Origin of the sequence: Castellaniella denitrificans (assembly GCF_042653765.1) — a bacterium.
Taxonomy (GTDB): Bacteria; Pseudomonadota; Gammaproteobacteria; order Burkholderiales; family Burkholderiaceae_B; genus Castellaniella; species Castellaniella denitrificans.
In genome coordinates, this window is sequence record NZ_JBHSEZ010000009.1 from 17,412 (window position 1) to 41,399 (window position 23,988).

Genomic DNA, 23,988 nt, shown 5'->3' on the forward strand with positions numbered 1-23,988 from the left:
CTCCCCGCTATTGCGGCCGGGCCAGGCGCTCCAGCACGGTCTCCCGGCCCAGCAGGGCCAGGACGGCGCCGATGGACGGGGTGTGCTTGCGGCCGGTGACGGCCACCCGCAGGGGGATCGCCAGCTTCGGCATCTTGGCCCCGTGGTCCTTCAGGACGGCCTTGATCAGGCCGTCGAGTTCCGCCTCGGTCCAGCCGGGCAGGGCTTCGGCCCGCTGGCGGAAGTCGTCCAGCAGGACCCGCGCCGCGTCGTCCATGACTTCCGCCCGCAGGGCGTCGTCGGCCGGCGTGTAGGGGCCGCAGAACAGCATGGCGCCTTCGGCCAGGTCTTCCAGGGTCTCGCCGCGATCACGCAGCAGCGCCATGATCGCGGGCAGGTCGGCCGATGCCGGATCGCCGCCCCGGCGGGCGATGCGCGGCGCGACGCGGGCGGCCAGGTCGGCCGGATCGAGCGCGCGCAGCGCGTGGGCGTTGACCCAGTTCAGCTTCTTCGGATCCCACTGGGCGGCCGAGCGGCTGAGATTGCGCGGGTCGAACCATTCGACGAACTGCTCGCGGGTGAAGAGCTCGTCGTTGCCGTGGCTCCAGCCCAGCCGCGCCAGGTAATTGACCATGGCTTCGGGCAGGTAGCCCATGCGGTCGTATTCCATGACGCTGACGGCGCCGTGGCGCTTCGACAGCTTTTCGCCGTCCGGCCCCAGGATCATCGGCACGTGGCCGTAGCGCGGCAGCTCGCCGCCCAGGGCGCGCAGGATGTTGATCTGGCGCGGAGTGTTGTTGACGTGGTCGTCGCCGCGGATGACGTGGGTGATGCGCATGTCCCAGTCGTCCACCACCACGCAGAAGTTGTAGGTGGGCGTGCCGTCGGGCCGGGCGATCACCAGGTCGTCGAGCTCGCCGTTGTCGAAACTGATGGGGCCCTTGACCAGGTCGTCCCAGGCGGTGACGCCGTCCTGCGGGCTGCGAAAGCGCACCACGGGCTTCACGCCGGCCGGGATCGGCGGCAGGGTCTTGCCGGGCTCGGGCCGCCAGGTGCCGTCGTAGCGCGGCTTGGCGCCGACGGCGCGGGCGCGTTCGCGCATGGCCTCGACTTCCTCGGGCGTGCTGTAGCAATGGTAGGCCGTGCCCTGGGCCAGCATGTCGGCGATCACGGTGCGGTAGCGGTCCATGCGCTGCATCTGGTAGAACGGGCCCTCGTCGGCCTTCAGGTCCAGCCATCGCATGCCGTCCAGGATGGCCTGCACGGCCTCGGGCGTGGAGCGCTCCAGGTCCGTGTCCTCGATGCGCAGCACGAAAGTGCCGCCGAAGTGGCGGGCGAAGGCCCAGGAAAACAGGGCGGTGCGGGCGCCGCCCAGGTGCAGGTAGCCGGTGGGGGACGGGGCGAAGCGTGTGCGCACGGGGCGCGAGGAGGAGTCTGTCATGGCGATGGTTCGGGTGGGGTTGTTGCACCGCAACAAGAAAGGTGGAGAACCCCTGTAGAATCGGAAGGTCGATATGCTATTTTAAGGGACGACCCGTGAGGGGGCGTCCGGAGTGCTTTCCATGCTGCGCCACCGCTTGGCGGCCTTGTTCGAGCCGCGTTCCCTGCTGATCCTGAGTTCCCGCGAACTGCCCGTCGTGCGAACGCCGCCCGCCCTGCTCAAGGGACGGATCGCCGACGTGCGGATCGGGGACGACGGCCGCTGGCAGATGCCCCAGCGGCTGGATTTCCTGCAGGAAGGCCAGCGCCTGGACATGGCGCTGCTGTGCCTGGATCCCGCCCTGCTGCCGGCCGCGCTGGGGGCGCTCAAGCAGCACCGGCCGCGCGCCCTGATGCTGCTGCCGCATTCCACGCCCGCCGCCGATCCCATCGAGACCCGCGCCTACTGCCAGTCCTGGGGCCGGATGAACGACTGCCTGGTGCTCGGCCCCGGCGCCCTGGGCATCCAGCGTCCGCATCTGGGGCTGAACCTGAGCCTCGACCCGGGCGGCGCGCCCGTGGGCCGGGTCGCCCTGGTCGCGCAGTCCCGCATGGTGGCCGCCGCCGTGCTGGACTGGGCGGGCGACATCCAGCTCGGCTTTTCCGCCGTGGTGTCGGCCGGCGATACCGACGGCGTCACCGTGGCCGAAGTCCTCGAATACCTGTCGATGGATTCGCGCACGGACAGCATCGTGCTGTACCTCGAACAAGCCGATTCCTCGCGCCGCTTCACCAGCGCGCTGATGGCCGCCGCCAGCGTCAAGCCGGTCATCCTGCTGAAGGCCGGGCGTTCGGACAGCAATCCGGCCGCCGACGCGGTGTTCGACGCGCTGGTGCGGCGCACCGGCGCGGTGCGGATCCGGTTCTTCGTGCAGCTGTTCTCGGCGCTGAAGGTTCTCGTCCACGCCAAGCGCCAGCGGGGACGCCGCATCGCGCTGTTCTCCAACGGCTACGGGGCGGCCCACCTGGCGCTGGACGTCATCGACGGCAGCGGCCCGGTGTCGCGGGCCGACCTGTCCATGCAGACGCAGCGCGACCTGGCGGCGGTCCTGGAACCGGGGGCGGCCCTGGGCAATCCCGTCATCAGCCATGCTCCGCTCGACCCCGCGCGGCTGCAGCAGGCCCTGGGCGTGCTGGCGGGCGACGCCAACGTGGACGGCGTGCTGGTACTGATCGCGCCGGACGCCCTGTCGGACATGGACGGCGCCGCCGAAGCCCTGGCCCGGTTCTCCGAGGCTTCCTCCAAGCCCATCATGTCCTGCTTCCTGGGCGACGCCTCGATGCGCTCCCAGCGCCACCGGCTGGACTCGGTGGGGCTGCCGGCCTTCCGCACCCCGGAGTCGGCCGCCAATGCCTTCGGCATCCTGGCGTCCTACCAGTACAACCAGACCCTGGCGCAGCAGACGCTGCCGCCGGAAATGCTCAGCCGGCCTCCGCGCCTGGACGAGGCCCGCGCGCTGCTGAACGACGCCATCATGTCGGGCCGTTCCGAACTGGATCCGTCCAGCTGCCGCTGGCTGCTGGATTGCTTTCACGTGCCGATCCGGCTGGACGACCAGCCCGTGCCCGACGCCGCCCGCGAACACGTGCCCATGGCCATCCGCGTGCGCCAGGACTCGCGCTTCGGGCCGTACATGCAGTTCGGTCCCGGGGGCGATGCCGCCCGGCTGGCGTCCCCGCACCGGGAAATCGAGCTGCCGCCGCTGAACAATTACCTGGCGCGCCAGCTGATCCAGCGGGGCAAGTTCTGGTCGCGCGTGCTGGAGCGCGATCTCAGCCCGGCCGCGTTCGAGCAGTTGCGCGAGGCGCTGGAGCGGATCTCCGAGATCGTCAGCGAACTGCCCGGCATCCGCACCCTGTCGATCGATCCGCTCTGGTGGGACGATACCAGCCTGTACGCCGGCGGCGTCCGGGTCGGGCTGGATCCGGACTACGACGGCGAACGCCCCGAGAACCGCGCCTACCGCCACATGGCGATCCATCCGTATCCGCGCCGCCTGGTCCGGCCGATGAGCCGCGAGGACGGCCAGGAATGGCTGCTGCGGCCCATCCGGCCCGAGGACGCCGTGCTGCTGCAGGAATTCGTGCGGGAACTGTCCGACGAATCGCGCTACATGCGCTTCGTCTCGATGCTGCGCGAACTCACGCCGCGCATGCTGGCGCGCTACACCCGCATCGACTACGACCGCGAAGTCGCGCTGGTCGCCACGGCCCAGGTGCCCAATCCGGAAAACCGCGGCCTGCTGCGCGAGCGCATCGTGGGGTTCGCGCACTACCTGCGCAACGCCGACGGCCAGGGGGCGGAATACGCGCTGGTGATCGCCGACGACTGGCAGCGGCGCGGCGTCGGGGCCGCGCTGATGCGCAGCCTGATCGACGTCGCGCGCCGCCAGGGCCTGAGCTACATCGAAGGCATCGTCCTGGCGACCAACCGGCCCATGCTGGGCCTGATGACGTCCCTGGGCATGCGCAACGACCCCGATGAATCCGACCCCGGCATGCGAAGGCTGTGGATGAACCTGGACACGTGACAGTCCCCTGCGGACTGTCACGTGCCTGGTTCATACGACCGGCTTGCAAGCCGGGAGGTGGATGAACTCGGACGTGGCACAGTCCACTACGGACTGTGCCACGCCTAGTGAATCGGAGCACCCTGCAGGGTGCGACGTGGATGGATGCCCCGGTCCGAGATGGACTCTGCGGCCCATCAGGCGCCCGTCACCCGCGTCAGGAACGCCCGGATGTCGTCCAGTTCCTGCGGATGCAGGCCGTGCGGCATGGGGTAGGTGTGCCATTCCACCGGCTGTCCCTGCGCGGTCATCGCGTCCCGGCTGGTCTCGGCGTAGGTCATGGGCACCACCATGTCCATCGTGCCGTGCGCCATGAAGACCGGCGTGCCGGCGTTGGCGGGGTGGCGTTCCGCGGCCAGGGTGTTGCGCAGCGGCAGGTAGCCCGACAGGCCGATCAGGCCGGCCAGGCGCTCCGGGTGGCGCAGGCCGGTGTACAGGGCCGTGGCGCAGCCCTGCGAAAAACCGGCCAGCACGATGCGTTCGGCCGGGATGCCGCGCCGGTTCTCGCGCTCGATCAGTTCGGTGACCGCGTGGCGGGCGGCGCGCAGGCCGTCGATGTCCTCGCGCGCGTCGCGGTCCAGGCCGTACAGGTCGTACCAGGCGCGCATCGGCATGCCCCCGTTCAGGGTCACCGGGCGCACGGGAGCGTGCGGGAACACGAAACGCAGCGCCGGCAGGGCGGGGTGGATCAGTTCGGGCACGACGGGCTCGAAATCGTGGCCGTCGGCGCCCAGCCCGTGCAGCCAGATCACGCTGTGCGTGGGCTCGGGGCCGGTCGTGCGTTCGATGGTTTCCAGTGTCGGCGTCATTGGAAGGTCTCGTCCTCGAAATCCAGGGTCTTCAGGGTCTGGAACAGGGCGCGGTAGTGCTTGCGCGCCGGCTCGCGGCCCTGGGGCAGGGCGTCGTTGTCGCGGGCTTCCTTGCGGGCGGCACGGATCTGCGCGCGCAGGGACTGGATGTCCAGGCCGGGGAACCGCTCCAGCAGCCGCGTCAGGACTTCGTCGCTGTCGATCAGGCGATCGCGCAGTTCCTCCAGCCGGTGCATGGCGCGGGTCTCCTCGCGCGAACCGTTGGCCCACAGGTCGAGCTGGGCGCGCAGGGCGTCGGCGTCGGCATGGCGCATCAGCTTGCCGACGTAGTGCACCTGGCGGCGCCGGCCTTCGTTGCTGTGGATGCGCTGGGCCAGGGCGATGGCCTCGCGCAGCGGCTCGTCCAGCGGCAGCCGGGCCAGCTTGGCGGGAGGCAGCGCGATCAGTTCGCGGCCCAGGTCCAGCAGGGCGTGCATGTCGCGCTTGACCTGGGATTTGCTGGGCCGCCGGTCTTCCGGAAAGTCGTCCGGCGTGGCGGGCTGGGGCGTGTCATCCATGGGTTCGAGCATAAAATGGTCCGTGATTGTCTATGATAACCGTCTCACCCAGCGGATTTTGCATGAACCAACGAACCGACGATTTCCTCGATGTTCCCGCCCAGCAGGCCCAGTTCCGCGAACTGGTCGGCGATGCGCTGCGCCACGCCCGGAAGGCCGGCGCCTCGGATGCCGCCGTGGAAATCTCCGAAAGCCGGGGGCTGTCCGTCTCGGTGCGCCGGCGCGCCATCGAGACCATCGAGCAGACCCGCGACCGGTCGATGGCCGTGACGGTGTTCGCCGGCCAGCGCCGGGGCTCGGCCTCGACTTCCGATTTTTCCGCCGAGGCCCTGCGCCGCACCGTGGACGCGGCCTGGCACATCGCCCGCTACACCGCCGAGGATCCGGCCGCCGGCCTGCCCGAGCCCGAACTCTTCGCCCTGCATTACCCGGACCTGGACCTGCACCACCCCTGGGCCATCGACGCCGAGGGCGCGGCCCGCCTGGCGATCCAGGCCGAACGCGCCGCGCTGGCGACCAGCAAGCAGATCACCAACTCCGAAGGCGCCTCCCTGGACACCATGGAAGGCCATTTCATCCTGGGCAATTCGCGCGGTTTCCTGGGGGGGTATCCCTATTCGCGCCACAGCCTGTCGGTGGCGCCCATCGCTGGGCGCGGCGACGGCATGCAGCGGGACTATTGGTACACGTCCGCGCGCCGGGCCGGCGACCTGGCCGCGCCGGCCGAGGTGGGCCGCTACGCGGCGGAACGCGCCCTGTCGCGCCTGGGCGCGCGTCCGGTCAGGACCGGCCGTTATCCGGTGCTGTTCGAAGCCCCCCTGGCCGTCGGCCTGCTGGGCGCGCTGGTCCAGGCCGCCAGCGGCGGCGCGCTGTACCGCAAGGCCAGTTTCCTGCTGGACACGCTGGGCAAGTCCGTCCTGGCCGATCACGTCGACGTGGTCGAGAACCCCTACGTGCCCGGCGCCCAGGGCAGCTCGCCCTTCGACGCCGAGGGGGTCCGCCCGCAGGCCCGCCGGGTGGTGGACCAGGGCGTGCTCACGGGATATTTCCTGTCCACCTACACCGCCCGCAAGCTGGGCATGACGACCACCGGCAACGCGGGCGGCTCGCACAATCTCAGCCTGCGTTCGCGCCTGACCCGGCCGGACGACGACCTGCCCGCGTTGCTGCGCAAGATGGGCACCGGCCTGCTGGTCACCGAACTCATCGGCCAGGGCGTGAACTACGTCACCGGCGATTATTCGCGCGGGGCCTTCGGCTACTGGGTGCAGGACGGCGTCATCCGCCATCCCGTCCAGGAAATCACGATCGCCGGCAACCTGGCCGACATGTTCCGCCAGATCGTCGCCGTGGGGTCCGACGTCTATGCGCGCGGCGCCAAATCCACCGGTTCGGTGCTGATCGACCGCATGGCCGTCGCCGGGCTTTAGGCCGCGCGGCTTTCCACGCGGCGCGGCGTGCAGCGCGGGGACGCGCAGTGTAATATCGAAGGGCTTGGTAGCAATCTATACCAAATATTCCAACAGACAGGAGATCCTTCATCATGCAGCGTCGCGCATTTCTGAAAAAGGCGGGTCTGGGCGCGGTGGCGGGCACGGCGGCGGTCGCCGCCCCGGCCATCGCCCAGTCGGCCCCCCAGATCAACTGGAAGATGACCTCGACCTACGGGCCGTCGCTGCCGCCGCTCTTTTCGACGGCGCAGATGTTCTGCGAAATGGTCAAGGAAATCACCGACGGGAACTTCAACATCCGCCTGTATCCGGCCGGCGAACTGGTGCCGGGCTACGGCGTGATGGACGCCGTCGGCAACCGCACCGTGGAATGCGGCCAGACCGCGTCCTACTACTACTACGGCAAGGACCCCTCCTTCTGCTTCGACACGGCGGTGCCGTTCGGCCTGAACGTGCGCCAGATGAACGCCTGGATGTACGAGGGCGACGGCCTGAAGCTGATGCGCGAACTGTTCGCGCCGCGCGGCATCGTCAACTTCCCCCTGGGCAACACCGGCACCCAGATGGGCGGCTGGTACCGCAAGGAAATCAAGACGGTCGGCGACCTGAAGGGCCTGAAGATGCGCACGGCCGGCTTCGCGGGCGAAGTCCTGTCGCGCCTGGGCGTGATCCCGCAGCAGATTCCCCCCGGCGACATCTACCCGTCCCTGGAAAAGGGCGCGCTGGACGCCGTGGAATTCGTCGGCCCCGTGGACGACGAAAAGCTCGGCTTCCAGAAGGTTGCCAAATACTATTACTACCCGGGCTGGTGGGAAGGCTCGGCCCAGGTGTCGCTGTACGTCAACGACAAGGCCTACGCCGAACTGCCCAAGGCCTACCAGCGCGTCATCGACGTCGCCTCGCGCGCCGCGGGCTCGAAGATGGTCCAGGACTACGACGCCCACAACCCCGAGGCCCTGCGCCGCCTGATCGCCGGGGGCGCCGTGCTCAAGAGCTTCCCGCGCGAAGTCATGGACGCCTCGTTCGAGGCCTCCAACCAGGTCTACAAGGAATTCTGCGACAAGGATCCGGGCTTCAAGAAGATCTTCGACAACTACATGGCCTTCCGCGACAACATCGTGCCCTGGTTCCGCGTGGCCGAAGGTTCCTACGACAACTACCTGGGCGCCGCCCTGGCCCGGAAGAAGTAGTCTGGTTCCGGCGGGAAAACGTCTCCTGTCGTCCGACCTCCGCTGACTGGGCGGTCGGAAGCCCCGGCCCGAAGGCCTGGGTCCGGTTCATGCCGGATCCAGGCCTTTTCCGTTGGGGCCGCGCGTGGCGGATCGAGGCCATCGACGTCCCGGCGGATGCTCCGGCGGCTTAGGGAAATCGAGCACATTGAGAACATATGTTCTGTATTACCATGATTGTGCAACGTTTGGTTCAACACAATCGCTGCGGACGCCATTGGCCATGTCACCGCCGGCATCGCGCGTATCGCGGGCTCATCCCCAGGAGGACATGATGAAACTTTCTCAAGGCATTCCCGTACTGGCAGCCGCCGCCTTGTCATTGGCATGCGTGTCGGCGCAGGCGGCCGAACCCATCGCGCTGGGCTGGGTCGGCCCGCTGTCGGCGCCCGGGAATTATTCGAGTGGACAGGAGATGCGCTGGGCCGTCGAGATGGCCGTGGATGAAATCAATGCGGCCGGCGGCGTGCTGGGCCGCCCCCTGAAGGTTTTCTACGAAGACACCAAGGGCCAGCCGGCCGAGGGAAGCGCCGCAGCCGTGCGCCTCGTCACCAAGAACAAGGTTTCCGCCCTGTTCGGCGAATTCCACAGCTCGGTCGCGCTGGCCGAAATCGACGTCGCGCACAAGTACGGGGTGCCGTGGGTGGGCACCGAAGTCTGGTCCGACGCCGTTACCGCGAAGCAATATCCCGAAGTCTTCCGCCTGGCACCCTCCAACTCGCTGGTCTATGTGAAGGTCGCGAACTGGATCGCGGAACAGGGCTTCAAGCATGTCGCCACGGTGGCGGAAAACACCGATTTCGGCCAGGGCGGCGCGAAAGTGGTGATCGATACGCTCAAGGAAAAGGGCATCCAGGACACCCCGGCCACCATCGACCTGAACCAGCAGGACTTCACGCCATCGCTCATCCGCCTGATGAGCCAGGATCCGAAGCCCGATCTGCTGCAGATGGTCGTGGCCGGCCAGGCGCAGTACCAGATCGTCAAGCAGGCCTGCCAGCTCGGTTTCGCGCCCACGGCCGATACGAAAATGATCGGCTCTTCGGGGTTGTTGCAGAAGGATGTCTGGGAGGTCGACGGCGAGTGCGCCAAGCATCTGCTCATCGTCAACGTGGCCCTGCCCAAGGCCCAGTGGAACGACAAGGCGACGGCCTTCGCCAAAGGGTTCCAGGAGCGCTACCATCGCCCGCCCACCGGGGTCGCCATGGAAGCCTACGACACGGTCGGCGTCGTGGCCGCCGGGATCGAAAAAGCGGGGTCGAGCGATCCGAAGGCCATCATCCAGGGCCTGGAACAGGTCAAGTATACGGGCGTCAACGCCACCTATTCCTTTTCGACCGACAAGACGCCGGACTGGGCCTACCACCAGTTCATGGACGTGCCGTTCACCGTCATCCAATACACGGCGATGAACCAGTCGCCGGAGGAAGCCGCCATCGTCTACCCCAGGAAATGGGCGACGACGGACAAGATCCTGCCGACGAAGTAGCGCACGGGCGCGCGGGCGCGGACCGCCCGCGCGCGCCGGAACCACGACACAGCGGGAGAGTCATGTGAGCTACTTTTCGTTATTGACCGTCAATGGCCTGGTCGTCGGCCTGATCTATGCATTGACGGCGGCGGGGCTGACCCTGGTCTTTTCGGTATTGCGCGTCGTCAACTTCGGGCACGGCGCGCTCTACATGGTGGGCGGCTACGTCTCGTACTACGCCATCCGCTATCTGGGCATGCCGCCGCTGGGCGGGGTCGTCGCGGCCATGGTGGTCCTGTTCCTGTTCGGGGTGCTGTTCGAGATGCTGGTCATGCGCCCGGTCTACACCGACGAGGTCGAACGCAAGGACGAATACGCCATCATCGTCACGTTCGGCCTGACCATCCTGCTGTCGAATCTGGCCATCGTCGTGTTCGGTCCCTTCAGCAAGTCGCCCCCGTCCTTCATGGCGGGCACGCTCATCCTGGGGCCGCTCATCCTGCCCTACGACCGGCTCATCGCCGCGGTCGTCGCGATCGTGCTGCTGTGCGCCACGACCTGGTTCCTGGCGCGCACGTCGCTGGGCCAGGCCCTGGATGCCGTCAGCCAGAGCCGCGAGTCCGCCGCCGTCATCGGCATCAATCCGCGGCGCATGTACACCATCGCCTTCGGCCTGGGAGCGGCCTTGGCGGGCGGCGCGGGGGCGCTGATCGCGCCCGTGTTCGCCTTGTCGCCCAGCATGGGCGACCTGCCCGCCGTGCAGGCGTTCATCATCATCGTCATCGGCGGCATGGGGTCCGTGGGCGGCAGCATCATCGGCGGCATTCTCCTGGGCCTGGCCCAAAGCTGGGGGGTGGGCTATCTGCCGGACCCCAATCGCGCGCTGGCATATACGCAGGCCTTTGGCGCCGTGCTGCTGATCATCACGCTGCTGATCAGGCCCACGGGGCTGTTCGGCAGATCACACCTGAGGCTTGAATGATGCAGTCCGGAAACCCGCGGTCCTTGTCCGCCGGCGCGCTGGTCCAGGGCGTCCTGCTCGTGTTCGCCCTGCTGGTTCCCCTGTGGGGCGGCGCATACTGGGTCCACGTCGGCTCGCTGCTCTGGTACTACGCCATCCTGGCCTCCAGCTGGACGCTGCTGGCGGGCTTCGCCGGCCAGTTTTCGTTCGCGCACATGATGTTCGCCGCCCTCGGCGGCTATACATCCGCGCTGATCGTCATCCATCTGGGCACGGGCTACCTGGGTCTCGCCATCGTGGCCGGGGTCGTCCTGGCCATGGCCATCGGCGCGCTCATCGGGTTCATGGTGCTGCGGCTGTCGGGCCCCTATCTGGCCCTGTTCACGCTGGCGATTTCCGAAGTGCTGCGCATGGTCATCATCGCGGAAACGGGCCTCACGCGCGGCAGCCAGGGCCTGGAGGTGCCGCGGTTCTTCCCGGGGGATTCCGATGTCTCCTACTATTACCTGGGCCTGGCGCTGCTGGCGGGGTCGCTGTTGCTGATGGGGCTGCTGCTGCGCACGCGCATCGGCCTGTTCCTGCGCGCCATCCGCGAGGACGAAGGGGCCACCCAGGCAAGCGGCGTCCACACCACGCGCTACAAGATCCTGGTGTTCGTGGTGACCAGCGGCCTCGCGGCGATGGCGGGCATCTACTACGCCCACTTCGTCGGCATCCTCACGCCGAACATGATGATCCTGCCTGAAATGGGCATCGTGATCGCCATGGCCGTCATCGGCGGCATCGAAAGCCTGCCCGGCGCCGTCGTCGGCGCCGCCATCGTCTACCTGCTGTCGGAAGCCTTGCGCGACTACGGGGAGATGCGTTTCGTGCTGCTTGGGCTCGCGCTGATCCTCGTGCAGCGGTTCGCCCGCAACGGGTTCTTCCCGGTGGTCGAGCGCCTCGGCCGGCGCAAGGTCCGGGCCGCCGCCCCCGGCGCCCCTGTGGATGAGTGCAATGCCAACTGATACCGTACCGCCCTTTTTCGCCGCGCACGGCCTGTCCAAGCACTTCGGCGGGATCCGGGCCGTCGCCGACCTGTCCCTGGAGATCGACCAGGGTGAAATCATCGGCCTGATCGGGCCCAACGGGTCCGGCAAGACGACGTCCATCAACATGCTGGCCGGCGCGCTGCATCCCGACAGCGGATCGATCCGGCTGGCCGGCATGGCGCTGAACGGCCAGCCGGCCCATTTCTTCGCGCGTCACGGGGTGGCGCGGACTTTTCAGGTGCCGCGCCTGTTTCGCCGCATGAGCGTGCTGGAAAACCTGGTCGTGCCCGCGCTTTCCAATCCCCGTGCCTCGCGCGCGCATGCGGAACGCAAGGCGCGCGAGGTCCTGGAATTCCTGAGGCTGGATCGCCTGACCCATGAGTACGCACGGGCGCTCTCCGGCGGTCAGCAGAAGCTGCTGGAAGTAGGGCGTGCGCTGATGCTGGAGCCCAGGCTGATCCTGCTGGACGAGCCGTTCGCCGGCGTCCATCCGCGCCTGCTGGAGCAGATCATCGACCACATCAAGGCGCTGAACCGGCAGGGACTGACCATCATGATCGTCGACCATAATCTGGATGCCATCCGGTCCGTCGTGCGGCGAACGGCCGTGATGGCCCGGGGCGTCAAGATCGCCGATGGCGCGGCCGACGACGTGCTGCGCGATCCGGACGTCGTCCATGCCTACACGGGGTCGCGCAAGGACAGGGAGGGCCGGGCCCATGGTTGACACGTCCGCCGCCGCGACCGCCGCCGCGTCGCGGCCCTACTACGAAACACGCCCTCATCTCATGGGCGAGGCGATCGTCGCGGGCTATACCCGCGACATTGACATCCTGCAGGGGCTGTCCGCCGGTGCCTGGCGGGGGCGCATCTCGTGCGTCGTCGGCCCGAACGGCACGGGAAAGTCCACCCTGCTCAAGGCGCTGTTCGGCTTCCTGCGACCCAGCGCCGGCCGCATCCTGCTCGATGGTCGGGAGATCACCGGCAATCCGCCCTACCGCATGCTTGCCCTGGGCATCGCGTATCTGCCGCAGCGTCCCAGCCTGTTCCCGCACCTGACCGTCGAGTCGAACCTGCGCCTGGGCCTGTGGCATGCCAGCCTGAAGAAGGCCGAAATCAACCAGCGTCTGGAAAGCGTGTTCGAACGCTTCCCCGTGATCCGGGAGAAGCGCCGCCAGCCCGCCGGCCAGTTGTCGGGAGGGCAGCAGCGCCAGGTGGAAATCGCGCGCAGCCTGATGGCCGATCCTTCCGTCTACCTGATCGACGAACCCACGGCGGGCATCGACCCGCAAACCAGCGAAGGCATCTACGATATCGTTGCGAGTCTGGCGCATGATCTGAACAAGGCCGTGCTGCTGGTGGACCAGGACATCCGCGCCGCGCTGGACATCACCGACCATGTGTACGTCGTCAAGAGCGGCGCCGTCGCCGCGAGCGGCCCGCGCGAGTCCTTCGGCGGCGACACCGACGCACTGGTGGCGCGCTGGCTGTACGCCAGCGGCGAATAGGCTGGGCCTTCCGCCGTTGGCGCCGGACGGAGGATTTGTCTACCTGGGACTGTCCGGGTACAATGGTAGGATTTTCGTTTGGGTTTACACCGTACGGGCTATGGGACCGGCCTTGGCCGCCCTCATATAAAGCCCTGGCGGAGCAGGCGAAAATCCTTTCATTCATTTCATCAGGAACACCATCATGAAGACCTTTGTGGCCAAGCCGCATGAAGTCAAGCGTGACTGGTTTGTGATCGACGCCAAGGGCAAGGTCCTGGGTCGTGTGGCCAGCGAAGTCGCACGCCGCCTGCGTGGCAAGCACAAACCGGAATTCACGCCGCACGTGGATACGGGCGATTACATCGTCGTCATCAACGCCGCCGATATCGTCGTCACGGGCGCCAAGGCGCAGGACAAGCGCTACTACCGTCACTCCACCTATCCGGGCGGGATCACGGAAACCAACTTCCAGAAGATGCAGCAGCGCTTCCCCGGACGCGCCCTGCAGAAGGCGGTCAAGGGCATGCTGCCCAAGGGCCCCCTGGGCTACGCCATGGCGAAGAAGCTGAAGGTCTATGCCGGTGCCGAGCACCCGCATACCGCGCAGCAGCCGCAACCCCTGGACTTCTGAGGATAGGCCATCATGATCGGTAACTGGAATTACGGCACTGGCCGCCGCAAGACGTCTGTGGCGCGGGTGTTCCTGAAAAAAGGCACGGGCAAGATCGTCGTCAACGGCCGCCCCGTCGATGAGTACTTCGCTCGCGAAACCGGCCGCATGGTCGTGCGCCAGCCGCTGGAAGTGACCAACCACCTGGAATCGTTCGACTTCCACGTCAACGTCCACGGCGGCGGTGAATCCGGCCAGGCCGGCGCCGTGCGTCACGGCATCACGCGTGCCCTGATCGACTACGACGAAACCCTGAAGTCGCCGCTGAAGCAAGCGGGCCTGGTGACCCGCGACGCCCGCGAAGTCGAGCGCAAGAAGGTCGGCTTCCACAAGGCCCGCCGGCGCAAGCAGTTCAGCAAGCGCTGATCCCGCATCCGGGCGGCTTGCCGCCCGGCGCCAGAAAAAACGCCATCCGTCCGGATGGCGTTTTTTCGTTGCGCGCCCGGCATGGGCGCGCGCCCGCGGGCATCGTGCGGCGCTGCCGCACGTGCCATAATCTAGGAAAATCCCCGCCCCGCTTCCGTGGCGGGCGGATCTTTTTCAGGACAGCAGACAGGATTCCACCGCATGAGCACCAACACTGCGACACCCATCAAGGCCGGCATCGTCGGCGGCACCGGCTACACGGGCGTGGAGCTGCTGCGCCTGCTGTCGCAGCACCCGGGCGTCCAATTGCACGCCATCACGTCCCGCAAGGAATCCGGGATGCCGGTGGCCGACATGTTCCCCAATTTGCGCGGCCACGTGGACCTGCGCTTCCAGACGCCCGAGGAAGCCGCTCTCGACCAGTGCGACGTGGTGTTCTTCGCCACGCCGCACGGCGTGGCCATGGAACAGGCGCGCGGCCTGCTGGACCACGGCGTGCGGGTGATCGACCTGGCGGCCGATTTCCGCCTGCAGGACGTCGATACCTTCCAGCAGTGGTACAAGATGCCGCACAGCAGCCCCGACGTGCTCAAGGAAGCCGTCTACGGCCTGCCCGAACTGGACCGCGACCGCATCCGCCAGGCCCGGGTCGTGGGCAATCCCGGCTGCTATCCGACCACGGTCCTGCTGGGGCTGGCGCCGGTGCTGCAGGCCGGGCGCCCCCTGGTCGACACCGCGCACGTCATCGCCGACTCGAAGTCCGGCGTGTCGGGGGCGGGGCGCAAGACCCAGGTCGGCTCCCTGTTCTCGGAAGCCGCGGACAATTTCGCGGCCTACGGCGTGGCCGGGCACCGCCACCATCCGGAAATCTCCGAATGCCTCGCGCGCATCGCGGGCGCGCCGGTGGGCCTGACCTTCGTGCCGCACCTGGTGCCCATGATCCGGGGCATGTTCTCCACCCTGTACCTGCGCATCCTGCCGGATGCCCTGGACACTGACTTCCAGGCGCTGTACGAACGGCGCTACGCCGACGAACCCTTCGTCGACGTCATGCCGGCGGGCAGCCTGCCGCAGACGCGCTCGGTGCGCGCCTCGAACATGCTGCGCATCGCCGTGCACCGGCCCGCGGACGGCGACACGCTGGTGGTGCTGGTGGTCCAGGACAACCTCGTCAAGGGCGCCGCGGGCCAGGCCGTGCAGAACATGAACCTGATGTTCGGCCTGCCGGAAACCACCGGCCTGCGGCACGTGGCGGTTCTGCCCTGACGGGGACTCGCATGAAGCAACCCTCCCCTGCGCGCGGCGGCGGTTTCAGCAGCTGGCTGGTGCGCGGCCTGTCCCGGCTCGTGCTGCTGCTGGTGGTGTTCGTCATCGGGGCGCTGGCCATGCATTTCGGCATGCACGCGCAGGACCGCGCCGAACTCCAGGCGCGGCAGTCCCGGATCGAATCCCTGCAGGCCGAACTGTCCCGCGCCCAGGCCGATCTGGCGGCCCTGCGCAGCGAGGCCGAAGTCCAGGCCGGCACCCAGCGCGTGCTCCAGGACAGGAACGCCGAATTGCAGCAGGAACTGGGCCGCACCCGCGACCAGCTGGCCTTCTATGAACAGCTGATTCCGCCGGGGCCGGCGGGCGCCGTGGCGGTGCGTGCCTTCGATATCCAGGCCGACGGCGAGTTCCTGCGCTACCGGGTGCTGCTGACGCGCAACGCCGCGCCCCAGGCGGAACCCTTCAAAGGCCGCATGCGATTCGTGGCCAATGGCCGTTCGCAGGGCAAAGCCGTTAAAATCGAACTCAGCCCGCCGGTGGCCCCCGCCGCCGGCGAGGCCGCCGCATCCGCCCCGGGGGCGGATCCGCTGGCCCTGGTCTTCGACCAGTTCCAGCGCAGTACGGGCGTCCTGCAACGAGTGCCGGATCTGTCGATCCAGTCGGTCCGACTCGAGATCCTCGAAGGCGACACGGTCCGGGCCTCCCAGGACGCCGATCTGAATCGCGCGGTTTCCGACCACGCAGGAGTCTTGCCTTGAGCACCATCGAACACGCGGATCTCGACGTTCCGCCCAGCCCCCTGATCTTCACCGACGCCGCCGCCGCCAAGGTCCGCGAGCTGCTGATCGAGGAAAACAACCCCGGTCTGAAGCTGCGGGTCTTCGTCCAGGGGGGCGGCTGCTCGGGCTTCCAGTACGGCTTCACCTTCGACGAGGACGTGGCCGAGGACGACACCACCATCGAACGCGACGGCGTCCAACTGCTGGTGGACCCCATGAGCTTCCAGTACCTGGTCGGTTCCGAGATCGACTACAAGGACGACCTGGAAGGCTCGCAGTTCGTCATCCGCAACCCCAACGCCAACACCACCTGCGGCTGCGGGTCTTCGTTCTCGCCCTGATTCCGTCCTGATCAGACAGGGTACAGGCAGCCGGCGATGGTCGCGCGCCGCGCGCCCGTGACGGCGGGCAGGCAGGCGGGACGGCCCTGGATGTGCGCCTGCGCGAGCCAGGCGAAGGCCAGCGCCTCGACGTCCTGGGCGGGCACGCCGCAGGCGTCCGTGGTCGTCAGGCGGCAGGGCAGGGCTCGCGCCAGGGCGGCCATGAAGACCGGGTTCCGGGCGCCGCCGCCGCACGCCAGGATTTCCCGTGTGCCCGGCGCATGCCGGCGCACGGCCGCGGCGATCGTCTCCACCGACAGGCATAGCAGCGTGGCTTGGACGTCGGCGGGTTCCGGCCGGGTGTCCGCGGGCAGGGCGTCGAGCCGGCCGTCCAGCCAGGCCAGGCTGAACAGGTCGCGTCCGGTCGATTTCGGCGGCGCCAGGTCGAGCCAGGGCTCGGCCAGCAGCGCGGCCAGCAGCCCGTCGTGGCGGCGGCCTCGCGCCGCCCAGGCGCCGTCGCGGTCGTAGGGCTGGCCCAGGTGGCGCCGGGCCCAGGCATCCATCAGCATGTTGGCCGGTCCGGTGTCGAAGCCGCGCACCGGGTCTTCCAGCACGGTCAGGTTGGCGATCCCGCCCAGGTTCAGGACCGCGCGGCCCGCGCCGCAGCCGAAGCGCGCGGCGTGGAAGGCCGGTACCAGCGGGGCGCCTTGCCCGCCGGCGGCGACGTCGCGGCTGCGAAAATCCGCCACGACCGCGATGCCGGCGTGCTCCGCCAGCCGCGCCGGCGCATTGATCTGGATGGTATAGCCCGATTCGGGCGCGTGGCGCACGGTCTGGCCGTGGGCGCCGATGGCGTGTACGCGGGCGGCGGGCAGGCCGGCCTGGGCCAGCAGGTCGCGTACGACGGCCGCATAGCAGTCCGCCAGCGCGTTGGCCGCCCGGGCCGCCCGGGCGAGCTCGTCGGGGCCGGGGGCGTTCAGGGCCAGCAATTCATGGCGCAGTTCGTCCGGCAAGGCCAGGCCGGCGCTGGCCAGGATCCGGATCGCGCCGCCGGCCAGGTCCGCCAGCACGCCGTCCACGCCGTCCGTGCTGGTGCCCGACATCAGGCCGATGTACGGCTCGGTTTCCCGGTCGGGGGCCATGCCGCGGCTATTGCTGGGCGACCTGGATGCGGCTGTCCTGCAGCCGCGCCATCAGTTCGATCTGCGGCTGGTAGCGGGCCACCACGGTCTGGAAGGCCTTGCGGTCGGCCGCGTCCAGCGTGCGCGCCACCGGCAGGTCCACGGACAGCGGATCGACCGGCTGCTTGTCGATGCGGAATTCGTAGTGCAGGTGCGGGCCGGTCGCCCATCCGGTCGACCCCACGTAGCCGATCAGCTGGCCCTGCTGGACGCGGTCGCCCTTTTTCAGGCCCTTGGCGAACCGGCTCTGGTGGGCGTACAGCGTGGAGTACTTGCCGAAGTTCTTCAGGATGATGACGTTGCCGTAGCCGTTCTGCTGGCCGATGAATTCGACCGTGCCGTCGGCCGTGGCGTGGATCGGCGTTCCCGCGGGCGCCGCGTAGTCCACGCCCTTGTGGCCGACCCATTTCTTGTGGATCGGGTGCATGCGCATGCCGAAGCCCGAGCTGATGCGGGTGAACTTGATCGCGGTGCGCAGGAAGGCGCCCTTCAGGCTGGCGCCGGAAAAGTCGTAGTAGCCGCCGGGCTCCTGGCCGTTCTGGAACCAGACCGCGCTGTAGGTCTTGCCCCGGTTGATGAATTCCAGGGCGCGGATGTGGCCGGTGCCGACTTCCTCGCCGTCGTGCATGTAGGCGTCGTAGACGATGCGGAAGCGGTCGCCCTTGCGCAGGTCCTTCAGGAAGTCGATGCGGCTGCCCAGGATGTCCACCATTTCCATGGTGATGGCATCGGGGATCTGCGCCTGGTCGGCCGCGCCGAACAGGGAGCTGGAGATCTCGCCCTCGGCGATGCGGGTTTCGCGCGCGGCGGCGATGGTGCGTTCCTGGGCGGAGAAGCCTCCGTCCGCGGGCCGGACTTCGAGCCAGGCGGAATCCACGCCGGACTTGACGGTGGCGCCCGGCGTATGGGCGTAGCGCAGCCACACCATCCGGCCCCGGTCGTCCAGGGCGGCCTGCACCGTGCGGCCGGGGTAGAGCTTGTAGATGGAACGCGCGCGTTCGTCGTGCGTCAGGAAGGTCAGCAGGCCGTCTTCGTTCACGCCCAGGCGGTTCAGCAGGTCGGCCACCGTGTCGCCGCGGCGGATGCGGGTCGAGGCGATGTAGGGCGCGGCGTCGTGGGCCGCCCGGGCGCCCAGGGGCGGCAGGTCGAGCGTCTGGCGGGCCTGGAAGACGGGTTCCGGAGGAGCGGAGGGCTGGACGACGGCCAGTGCGGCCGCGGTCAGGAACAGGCCGCCGGCGGCGAACAACAGACTGCGGGTGATGTGACGGCGGCGTTGCGGCTGGGGGGCCTCGGGCATCATGGGCGAAATCGGTGTGGTGGATTCAGGCTGCACTTGTCCTGGGCGAGGAGGGGGGTTCTGCTAACATGAGATCCCCGCCGCCCGGACTGGCGTCGAATATGTTGTACAGAAGCTGCGATGGCACGTTATGCTAGCGCATACCTGCTGTTTTTTCGAGCGGTTTTTCATTTTTTTCTGGTAAAAGCGTATATCATGTCGTCCCCCTCCGACCCCGTCGACCCCCGGATCGCCGAAGATCTGCGCGTGGCCCAGCGGGGTTGCGACGAATTGCTCGTCGTCTCCGAATTCGCCGCCAAGCTGGCCCGCAGCCGCGCCACCGGCACGCCCCTGCGCATCAAGCTCGGCCTGGATCCCACCGCGCCCGACATTCACCTGGGCCACACGGTGGTGCTGAACAAGATGCGCCAGCTGCAGGATCTCGGCCATACGGTGATCTTCCTGATCGGCGACTTCACCGCCCAGATCGGCGATCCCAGCGGCCGCAACGCCACCCGCCCGCCGCTCACGCCCGAACAGATCCGCGAAAACGCCAAGACCTACTACGCCCAGGCCAGCCTGGTGCTGGACCCCGATCGCACGGAAATCCGCTACAACTCCGAATGGTGCGATCCGCTGGGCACGCGCGGCCTGATCCAGCTGGCGTCGCGCTACACCGTGGCCCGCATGATGGAACGCGACGACTTCACCCGCCGCTTCAAGGGCGGCGTGCCGATTTCGGTGCATGAGTTCCTGTACCCGCTGCTGCAGGGCTACGATTCGGTGGCCCTGAAGGCCGACCTCGAACTGGGCGGCACCGACCAGAAGTTCAACCTGCTGGTGGGCCGCGAACTGCAGAAGGAATACGGCCAGGAACCCCAGTGCGTCCTGACGATGCCGCTGCTGGAAGGCACCGACGGGGTCGAGAAGATGTCCAAGTCCAAGGGCAACTACATCGGCATCACAGAAGCGCCGGATTCCATGTTCGGCAAGCTGATGTCGATCTCCGACACCCTGATGTGGCGCTATTTCGAATTGCTGTCCTTCCGCTCTCTGGAGGACATCGGCGCCCTGCAGGCGGAAGTCACCGCCGGCCGCAATCCGCGCGACGCCAAGGTCCTGCTGGCCCGAGAGATCGTCGACCGGTTCCACGGCGCGGGCGCGGGCGCGCGCGCGCTGGACCAGTTCAACGCCCGGTTCCGCGACGGCGCGATCCCCGAGGACATGCCCGAAGTCACCGCCGGGGCCGCGCCCATGGGCATCCTCAAGGTCCTGCGCGAATCGGGGCTGGCGGCCTCGGCGTCCGAGGCCCAGCGCAACATCGAGCAGGGCGGCGTGCGCATCGACGGTGACCGCGTCGAGGACAAGTCCCTGCTGCTGCCGGCGGGCACCTACGTCATGCAGGTCGGCAAGCGCAAGTTCGCCCGGGTCACCCTGACCTGAGCCCGAAGCACCCACGGAGGACCCCATGAAACTGCACAGCGAATCCTTCCCCGACCAGGGGGTCATTCCCGAACGCAACGCCTTCGCGCGGGTCGATCCGCAAACCCACGTCACCCTGGCCGGCAACCGCAATCCGCACCTAGCCTGGACGGACGTGCCCGAGGGCACGCGATCCTTCGCGGTCCTGTGCGTCGATCCGGACGTGCCGACGCGGCCCGACGACGTCAACCAGGAAGGCCGCGAAGTCCCGGCCGACCTGCCGCGCACCGACTTCTTCCACTGGGTCCTGGTGGACGTGTCGCCCGACACGCGCGCCATCGCCGAAGGCGACTACTCCAACGGCATCACGCCGCGCGGCAAGGCCGGCCCCCTGGCCCTGGACGGCACGCGGCAGGGCCTGAACGACTACACCGGCTGGTTCGCCGCCGACCGCGACATGAACGGCGACTACTTCGGCTACGACGGCCCCTGCCCGCCCTGGAACGACGCGCGGGTCCACCGCTACGTCTTCACGGTCTACGCGCTGGACGTGGCCGAGCTGGGCGTGTCCGGCCGCTTCACCGGCGCGCAGGCCCTGGAGGCCATGCGGGGACACGTCCTGGCCCAGGCTTCCCTGACCGGCACCTATACCCTGAACCCCCGCCTGCACGCCCTGTAGGCGCGCGGGGGTTCGCGCTAGAATGACCCGATTTCCCCGATCTTTCTGAACTTTCTGCCTCCAGGACCACTACCTCATATGTTTGACCGTTCCCGCACCCTCGATCAGGCCGACCCGGACATCTGGGCCGCCATCCAGCAGGAAAACGTCCGCCAGGAACAGCACATCGAGCTGATCGCCTCGGAAAACTACGCCAGCCCGGCCGTCATGCAGGCCCAGGGCACGCAACTGACCAACAAGTACGCCGAAGGCTATCCCGGCAAGCGCTACTACGGCGGCTGCGAGTACGTGGACGTGGTCGAACAGCTGGCCATCGACCGCCTGAAGGCGATCTTCGGCGCGGAAGCCGCCAACGTGCAGCCGAACTCCGGCTCCCAGGCCAACCAGGGCGTGTACATGGCCGTGCTCAAGCCGGGCGACACCGTGCTGGGCATGAGCCTGGCCGAAGGCGGCCACCTGACGCACGGTTCGCCGGTGAACGCCTCCGGCAAGCTGTACGACTTCCATTCCTATGGCCTGGACGCCAACGAGGTCCTGGACTACGACAAGCTCGAGGAACTCGCGCGCACCCTCAAGCCCAAGCTGATCGTCGGCGGCGCCTCGGCCTATTCGCTGCACATCGACTTCGAGCGCATGGCGCGCATCGCCCACGACAACGGCGCCCTGTTCATGGTGGACATCGCCCACTACGCGGGCCTGGTGGCCGGCGGCGTCTACCCGAACCCGGTGCCGCACGCCGACTTCGTCACCTCGACCACCCACAAGTCCCTGCGCGGCCCGCGCGGCGGCGTGATCATGATGAAGGCCGAATTCGAGAAAATCGTCAATTCCGCCATCTTCCCCGGCATCCAGGGCGGTCCGCTGATGCACGTCATCGCCGCCAAGGCCGTGGCCTTCGGCGAGGCCCTGCAGCCCGAATTCAAGGCCTATGCCGCCCAGGTGGCCGCCAATGCCCGCGTGCTGGCCGACACCCTGGTCAAGCGCGGCCTGCGCATCGTGTCCGGCCGCACCGAAAGCCACGTGATGCTGGTGGACCTGCGCGCCAAGGGCATCACCGGCAAGGCCGCCGAAGCCGTCCTGGGCCAGGCGCACATCACGGTCAACAAGAACGCCATCCCGAACGATCCGGAAAAGCCCTTCGTCACCAGCGGCATCCGCCTGGGCACGCCGGCCATGACCACGCGCGGCTTCAAGGAAGCCGAGGCGGAACTCACCGGCAACCTGATCGCCGACGTGCTCGACAACCCCGATGATGCCGACAACATCGCCCGGGTGCGCGCGCAGGTCAACGAGCTGACCGCGCGCCTGCCGGTCTATCGCTAAACCAACCGGAACGGGCGCCCGCGCGCCCGCAGCGCAGATGAAGTGTCCGTTCTGCAGTTGTGCCGATACCCAGGTCGTGGATTCCCGGGTCTCCGAGGAAGGCGACACGATCCGCCGCCGCCGCCGCTGCACGGCCTGCGACCGCCGCTTCACGACCTACGAGCGGGTCGACCTGATGATGCCTTCCATCGTCAAGCGCAACGGGACCCGGGTGGATTTCGACCCGGCCAAGCTGCATGGCAGCATGGCGCTCGCGCTGCGCAAGCGCCCGGTCAGCGCGACGGCGCTGGACGCCGCCGTGGCGCGCATCCAGGAACGCCTGATGACCAGCGGCCAGCGCGAAGTGCCGTCCGACCATGTCGGCGAACTGGTAATGTCGGAATTGCGCCAGCTCGACCCGGTGGCCTACGTGCGCTTCGCCTCGGTCTACCGCAGCTTCGAGGACCTTCGGGAATTCGTCCAGGCCATCGACGAATTCCGCCGCGCGGATGATGCCGATGACACGGACTGAGAATACCCCTCCATCGGGCCCCGTTTTCTCCACCGAGGACCACCGCTGGATGCGGCGCGCCCTCCGGGTGGCCGAGCAGGCGATGTTCGTCAGCAGTCCGAATCCCCGCGTCGGCTGCGTGCTGGTGCGCGACGGCCGCTGGCTGGCCGAGGGCAGCACCCAGCGGGCGGGCGGGCGCCACGCCGAGGCACAGGCCCTGCACGAAGCCGCCCTCCAGGGCGTGGACGTGCGCGGCGCCACGGCCTATGTCACACTGGAACCCTGCAGCCACACGGGCCGCACGCCGCCGTGCGCCGACGCGCTGGTCTCGGCCGGCGTCGCGCGGGTGGTGGTCGCGCTCCGGGACCCCAACCCCAAGGTGGCCGGCGGCGGCATCGAACGGCTGCGGGCCGCCGGCATCCAGGTCGACGTCGGCCTGTTCGCCGAGGACGCCCTGGCGCAGAATCCCGGCTTCTGCGCCAGGATGACGCGCGGCACGCCCTGGCTGTGGCTGAAGTCCGCCTCGTCCTTCGACGGGCGCATGGCCTTGCCGGACGGGCGCTCGCAATGGATCACGGGGGACGCCGCCCGCGACGACGGGCACCGCTGGCGGGCCCGGGCCTGCATGGTGCTAACCGGCATCGGCACGGTCCTGGCCGACGATCCCATGCTGGACGTGCGCGCGGTCGAAACCCCGCGCCAGCCGATCCGCGCCGTGCTGGACACGCAGTTTGTCCTGGGCGAGCAGGCCCGGATCATCAACGGCGATCCGGTCTGGATCTTCACCGCGCGGCCCGATGCCGGCAAGGCCGCCCGCCTGGCGGCGCGCAACGTGCGCGTCATCGCGCTGCCCGCGGACGAGCGCGGCGGCCTCTCCCTGGAGGCGCTGGCGCGCTGGCTGGGGGACCACGAGATCAACGAGGTCCACGTCGAGGCCGGCGCGCGGCTGCAGGGCGCGCTGGTCCAGGCCGGCCTGGTCGACGAATGGGTGGCCTACCTTGCGCCCAGCGTCCTCGGCGACGGCCAGGGCCTGGCGGCGCTGCCGACACCCATCGAGGGCCTGGACCGGGCCTATCGGTATGAATTCCTGGACGTCCTGCCGCTGGGCCGGGACATGCGCCTGCGCTTGCGCGATCCGGCCCGCTGGCGGACGCTGGTCGAGGCCTGCGGCTTGAAAATGGGGTAATCC

Annotated in this window: 23 protein-coding genes; 18 read left to right on the forward strand and 5 right to left on the reverse strand. The window is 68.4% G+C overall.

Going from position 1 to position 23,988, the window contains the following annotated elements:
- Positions 1-7: 7 nt before the first annotated feature.
- On the reverse strand, positions 8-1,420 hold the full coding sequence (gltX, locus tag ACFO27_RS10530) for a glutamate--tRNA ligase (protein ID WP_376817296.1): 1,413 nt from the start codon (positions 1,418-1,420) through the stop codon (positions 8-10).
- A 121-nt stretch (positions 1,421-1,541) separates the two neighbouring features.
- On the opposite strand from gltX, the gene ACFO27_RS10535 reads away from it, so the two are divergent.
- Entirely contained in the window at positions 1,542-3,989 is a 2,448-nt protein-coding gene (locus tag ACFO27_RS10535) for a bifunctional acetate--CoA ligase family protein/GNAT family N-acetyltransferase (RefSeq protein WP_376817297.1), read from the forward strand.
- A 176-nt stretch (positions 3,990-4,165) separates the two neighbouring features.
- On the opposite strand, the gene ACFO27_RS10540 is transcribed toward ACFO27_RS10535, so the two are convergent.
- Together ACFO27_RS10540 and yjgA are read right to left on the reverse strand one after the other, a co-directional pair.
- A complete protein-coding gene (locus ACFO27_RS10540; RefSeq protein WP_376817298.1) occupies positions 4,166-4,837 on the reverse strand; it encodes an alpha/beta hydrolase in 672 nt (223 codons plus the stop codon).
- Positions 4,834-5,394: a ribosome biogenesis factor YjgA gene (yjgA, locus tag ACFO27_RS10545; RefSeq protein WP_376817369.1), complete on the reverse strand. Its 561-nt coding sequence runs from the start codon at positions 5,392-5,394 to the stop codon at positions 4,834-4,836. The genes ACFO27_RS10540 and yjgA overlap by 4 nt, the downstream gene beginning before the upstream one ends.
- A gap of 62 nt (positions 5,395-5,456) precedes the next feature.
- Here yjgA and pmbA point away from each other — a divergent pair, with 62 nt between their 5' ends.
- The 12 genes from pmbA to erpA all read left to right on the forward strand — a co-directional run bounded on the left by pmbA (position 5,457) and on the right by erpA (position 16,449).
- Positions 5,457-6,824 carry a metalloprotease PmbA gene (gene pmbA, locus ACFO27_RS10550; protein ID WP_376817299.1) on the forward strand — a complete coding sequence of 456 codons (1,368 nt, stop codon included), beginning with the start codon at positions 5,457-5,459 and terminating at the stop codon, positions 6,822-6,824.
- Between the two features lie 113 nt (positions 6,825-6,937).
- A complete protein-coding gene (locus ACFO27_RS10555; RefSeq protein ID WP_376817300.1) occupies positions 6,938-8,035 on the forward strand; it encodes a TRAP transporter substrate-binding protein in 1,098 nt (365 codons plus the stop codon).
- 310 nt (positions 8,036-8,345) lie between these two features.
- Positions 8,346-9,563, forward strand: coding sequence for an ABC transporter substrate-binding protein (locus ACFO27_RS10560; RefSeq protein WP_376817301.1), 1,218 nt, complete (start codon positions 8,346-8,348; stop codon positions 9,561-9,563).
- Positions 9,564-9,627: 64 nt separating this feature from the next.
- The gene (locus ACFO27_RS10565) at positions 9,628-10,527 is read left to right on the forward strand and encodes a branched-chain amino acid ABC transporter permease (protein ID WP_376817302.1); all 900 of its coding nucleotides are present in this window, start codon (positions 9,628-9,630) and stop codon (positions 10,525-10,527) included.
- Positions 10,524-11,513, forward strand: a complete 990-nt coding sequence (locus ACFO27_RS10570) for a branched-chain amino acid ABC transporter permease (protein ID WP_376817303.1) — start codon at positions 10,524-10,526, stop codon at positions 11,511-11,513. Before ACFO27_RS10565 ends, ACFO27_RS10570 begins: the two co-directional genes overlap by 4 nt.
- Positions 11,503-12,264, forward strand: a complete 762-nt coding sequence (locus ACFO27_RS10575) for an ABC transporter ATP-binding protein (RefSeq protein WP_376817304.1) — start codon at positions 11,503-11,505, stop codon at positions 12,262-12,264. The genes ACFO27_RS10570 and ACFO27_RS10575 overlap by 11 nt, the downstream gene beginning before the upstream one ends.
- A complete protein-coding gene (locus tag ACFO27_RS10580) occupies positions 12,257-13,045 on the forward strand; it encodes a branched-chain amino acid ABC transporter ATP-binding protein (RefSeq protein ID WP_376817305.1) in 789 nt (262 codons plus the stop codon). The genes ACFO27_RS10575 and ACFO27_RS10580 overlap by 8 nt, the downstream gene beginning before the upstream one ends.
- Positions 13,046-13,229: 184 nt before the next feature.
- Positions 13,230-13,658 carry a 50S ribosomal protein L13 gene (gene rplM, locus ACFO27_RS10585; protein ID WP_043685031.1) on the forward strand — a complete coding sequence of 143 codons (429 nt, stop codon included), beginning with the start codon at positions 13,230-13,232 and terminating at the stop codon, positions 13,656-13,658.
- A 12-nt stretch (positions 13,659-13,670) separates the two neighbouring features.
- Positions 13,671-14,063, forward strand: coding sequence for a 30S ribosomal protein S9 (gene rpsI / locus ACFO27_RS10590; RefSeq protein ID WP_043685028.1), 393 nt, complete (start codon positions 13,671-13,673; stop codon positions 14,061-14,063).
- A gap of 201 nt (positions 14,064-14,264) precedes the next feature.
- Positions 14,265-15,329 carry an N-acetyl-gamma-glutamyl-phosphate reductase gene (gene argC / locus ACFO27_RS10595; RefSeq protein WP_376817306.1) on the forward strand — a complete coding sequence of 355 codons (1,065 nt, stop codon included), beginning with the start codon at positions 14,265-14,267 and terminating at the stop codon, positions 15,327-15,329.
- A gap of 11 nt (positions 15,330-15,340) precedes the next feature.
- Entirely contained in the window at positions 15,341-16,087 is a 747-nt protein-coding gene (locus ACFO27_RS10600; RefSeq protein WP_376817307.1) for a DUF6776 family protein, read from the forward strand.
- Positions 16,084-16,449: an iron-sulfur cluster insertion protein ErpA gene (gene erpA / locus ACFO27_RS10605; protein WP_323026316.1), complete on the forward strand. Its 366-nt coding sequence runs from the start codon at positions 16,084-16,086 to the stop codon at positions 16,447-16,449. The genes ACFO27_RS10600 and erpA overlap by 4 nt, the downstream gene beginning before the upstream one ends.
- Before the next feature lie 11 nt (positions 16,450-16,460).
- Here the strand turns inward: erpA and ACFO27_RS10610 are convergent, their stop codons facing one another.
- Together ACFO27_RS10610 and ACFO27_RS10615 are read right to left on the reverse strand one after the other, a co-directional pair.
- Positions 16,461-17,570 (reverse strand): anhydro-N-acetylmuramic acid kinase, encoded by a 1,110-nt coding sequence (locus ACFO27_RS10610; RefSeq protein WP_376817308.1) that lies wholly within the window; start codon positions 17,568-17,570, stop codon positions 16,461-16,463.
- Positions 17,571-17,577: 7 nt separating this feature from the next.
- On the reverse strand, positions 17,578-18,909 hold the full coding sequence (locus tag ACFO27_RS10615; protein WP_376817309.1) for a M23 family metallopeptidase: 1,332 nt from the start codon (positions 18,907-18,909) through the stop codon (positions 17,578-17,580).
- A gap of 192 nt (positions 18,910-19,101) precedes the next feature.
- On the opposite strand from ACFO27_RS10615, the gene tyrS reads away from it, so the two are divergent.
- The 5 genes from tyrS to ribD all read left to right on the forward strand — a co-directional run bounded on the left by tyrS (position 19,102) and on the right by ribD (position 23,985).
- Complete coding sequence (tyrS, locus tag ACFO27_RS10620; protein WP_376817310.1) at positions 19,102-20,328, forward strand: tyrosine--tRNA ligase; 1,227 nt, start codon at positions 19,102-19,104, stop codon at positions 20,326-20,328.
- A gap of 25 nt (positions 20,329-20,353) precedes the next feature.
- Positions 20,354-20,986, forward strand: a complete 633-nt coding sequence (locus ACFO27_RS10625) for a YbhB/YbcL family Raf kinase inhibitor-like protein (RefSeq protein WP_376817311.1) — start codon at positions 20,354-20,356, stop codon at positions 20,984-20,986.
- 78 nt (positions 20,987-21,064) lie between these two features.
- A complete protein-coding gene (glyA, locus tag ACFO27_RS10630) occupies positions 21,065-22,309 on the forward strand; it encodes a serine hydroxymethyltransferase (protein WP_323026320.1) in 1,245 nt (414 codons plus the stop codon).
- Positions 22,310-22,346: 37 nt separating this feature from the next.
- A complete protein-coding gene (gene nrdR, locus ACFO27_RS10635; protein ID WP_376817312.1) occupies positions 22,347-22,820 on the forward strand; it encodes a transcriptional regulator NrdR in 474 nt (157 codons plus the stop codon).
- Entirely contained in the window at positions 22,807-23,985 is a 1,179-nt protein-coding gene (gene ribD / locus ACFO27_RS10640; RefSeq protein ID WP_376817313.1) for a bifunctional diaminohydroxyphosphoribosylaminopyrimidine deaminase/5-amino-6-(5-phosphoribosylamino)uracil reductase RibD, read from the forward strand. Before nrdR ends, ribD begins: the two co-directional genes overlap by 14 nt.
- Positions 23,986-23,988 lie beyond the last annotated feature (3 nt).

Excerpts from the sequence above, each read along its gene's own strand:
- gltX (WP_376817296.1), bottom strand. The coding sequence starts at position 1,420 with ATGACAGACTCCTCCTCGCGCCCCGTGCGCACACGCTTCGCCCCGTCC.
- ACFO27_RS10535 (WP_376817297.1), top strand. The coding sequence starts at position 1,542 with ATGCTGCGCCACCGCTTGGCGGCCTTGTTCGAGCCGCGTTCCCTGCTG.
- ACFO27_RS10540 (WP_376817298.1), bottom strand. The coding sequence starts at position 4,837 with ATGACGCCGACACTGGAAACCATCGAACGCACGACCGGCCCCGAGCCC.
- yjgA (WP_376817369.1), bottom strand. The coding sequence starts at position 5,394 with ATGGATGACACGCCCCAGCCCGCCACGCCGGACGACTTTCCGGAAGAC.
- pmbA (WP_376817299.1), top strand. The coding sequence starts at position 5,457 with ATGAACCAACGAACCGACGATTTCCTCGATGTTCCCGCCCAGCAGGCC.
- ACFO27_RS10555 (WP_376817300.1), top strand. The coding sequence starts at position 6,938 with ATGCAGCGTCGCGCATTTCTGAAAAAGGCGGGTCTGGGCGCGGTGGCG.
- ACFO27_RS10560 (WP_376817301.1), top strand. The coding sequence starts at position 8,346 with ATGATGAAACTTTCTCAAGGCATTCCCGTACTGGCAGCCGCCGCCTTG.
- ACFO27_RS10570 (WP_376817303.1), top strand. The coding sequence starts at position 10,524 with ATGATGCAGTCCGGAAACCCGCGGTCCTTGTCCGCCGGCGCGCTGGTC.
- ACFO27_RS10575 (WP_376817304.1), top strand. The coding sequence starts at position 11,503 with ATGCCAACTGATACCGTACCGCCCTTTTTCGCCGCGCACGGCCTGTCC.
- ACFO27_RS10580 (WP_376817305.1), top strand. The coding sequence starts at position 12,257 with ATGGTTGACACGTCCGCCGCCGCGACCGCCGCCGCGTCGCGGCCCTAC.
- rplM (WP_043685031.1), top strand. The coding sequence starts at position 13,230 with ATGAAGACCTTTGTGGCCAAGCCGCATGAAGTCAAGCGTGACTGGTTT.
- rpsI (WP_043685028.1), top strand. The coding sequence starts at position 13,671 with ATGATCGGTAACTGGAATTACGGCACTGGCCGCCGCAAGACGTCTGTG.
- argC (WP_376817306.1), top strand. The coding sequence starts at position 14,265 with ATGAGCACCAACACTGCGACACCCATCAAGGCCGGCATCGTCGGCGGC.
- ACFO27_RS10600 (WP_376817307.1), top strand. The coding sequence starts at position 15,341 with ATGAAGCAACCCTCCCCTGCGCGCGGCGGCGGTTTCAGCAGCTGGCTG.
- ACFO27_RS10610 (WP_376817308.1), bottom strand. The coding sequence starts at position 17,570 with ATGGCCCCCGACCGGGAAACCGAGCCGTACATCGGCCTGATGTCGGGC.
- ACFO27_RS10615 (WP_376817309.1), bottom strand. The coding sequence starts at position 18,909 with ATGATGCCCGAGGCCCCCCAGCCGCAACGCCGCCGTCACATCACCCGC.
- tyrS (WP_376817310.1), top strand. The coding sequence starts at position 19,102 with ATGTCGTCCCCCTCCGACCCCGTCGACCCCCGGATCGCCGAAGATCTG.
- ACFO27_RS10625 (WP_376817311.1), top strand. The coding sequence starts at position 20,354 with ATGAAACTGCACAGCGAATCCTTCCCCGACCAGGGGGTCATTCCCGAA.
- glyA (WP_323026320.1), top strand. The coding sequence starts at position 21,065 with ATGTTTGACCGTTCCCGCACCCTCGATCAGGCCGACCCGGACATCTGG.
- nrdR (WP_376817312.1), top strand. The coding sequence starts at position 22,347 with ATGAAGTGTCCGTTCTGCAGTTGTGCCGATACCCAGGTCGTGGATTCC.
- ribD (WP_376817313.1), top strand. The coding sequence starts at position 22,807 with ATGACACGGACTGAGAATACCCCTCCATCGGGCCCCGTTTTCTCCACC.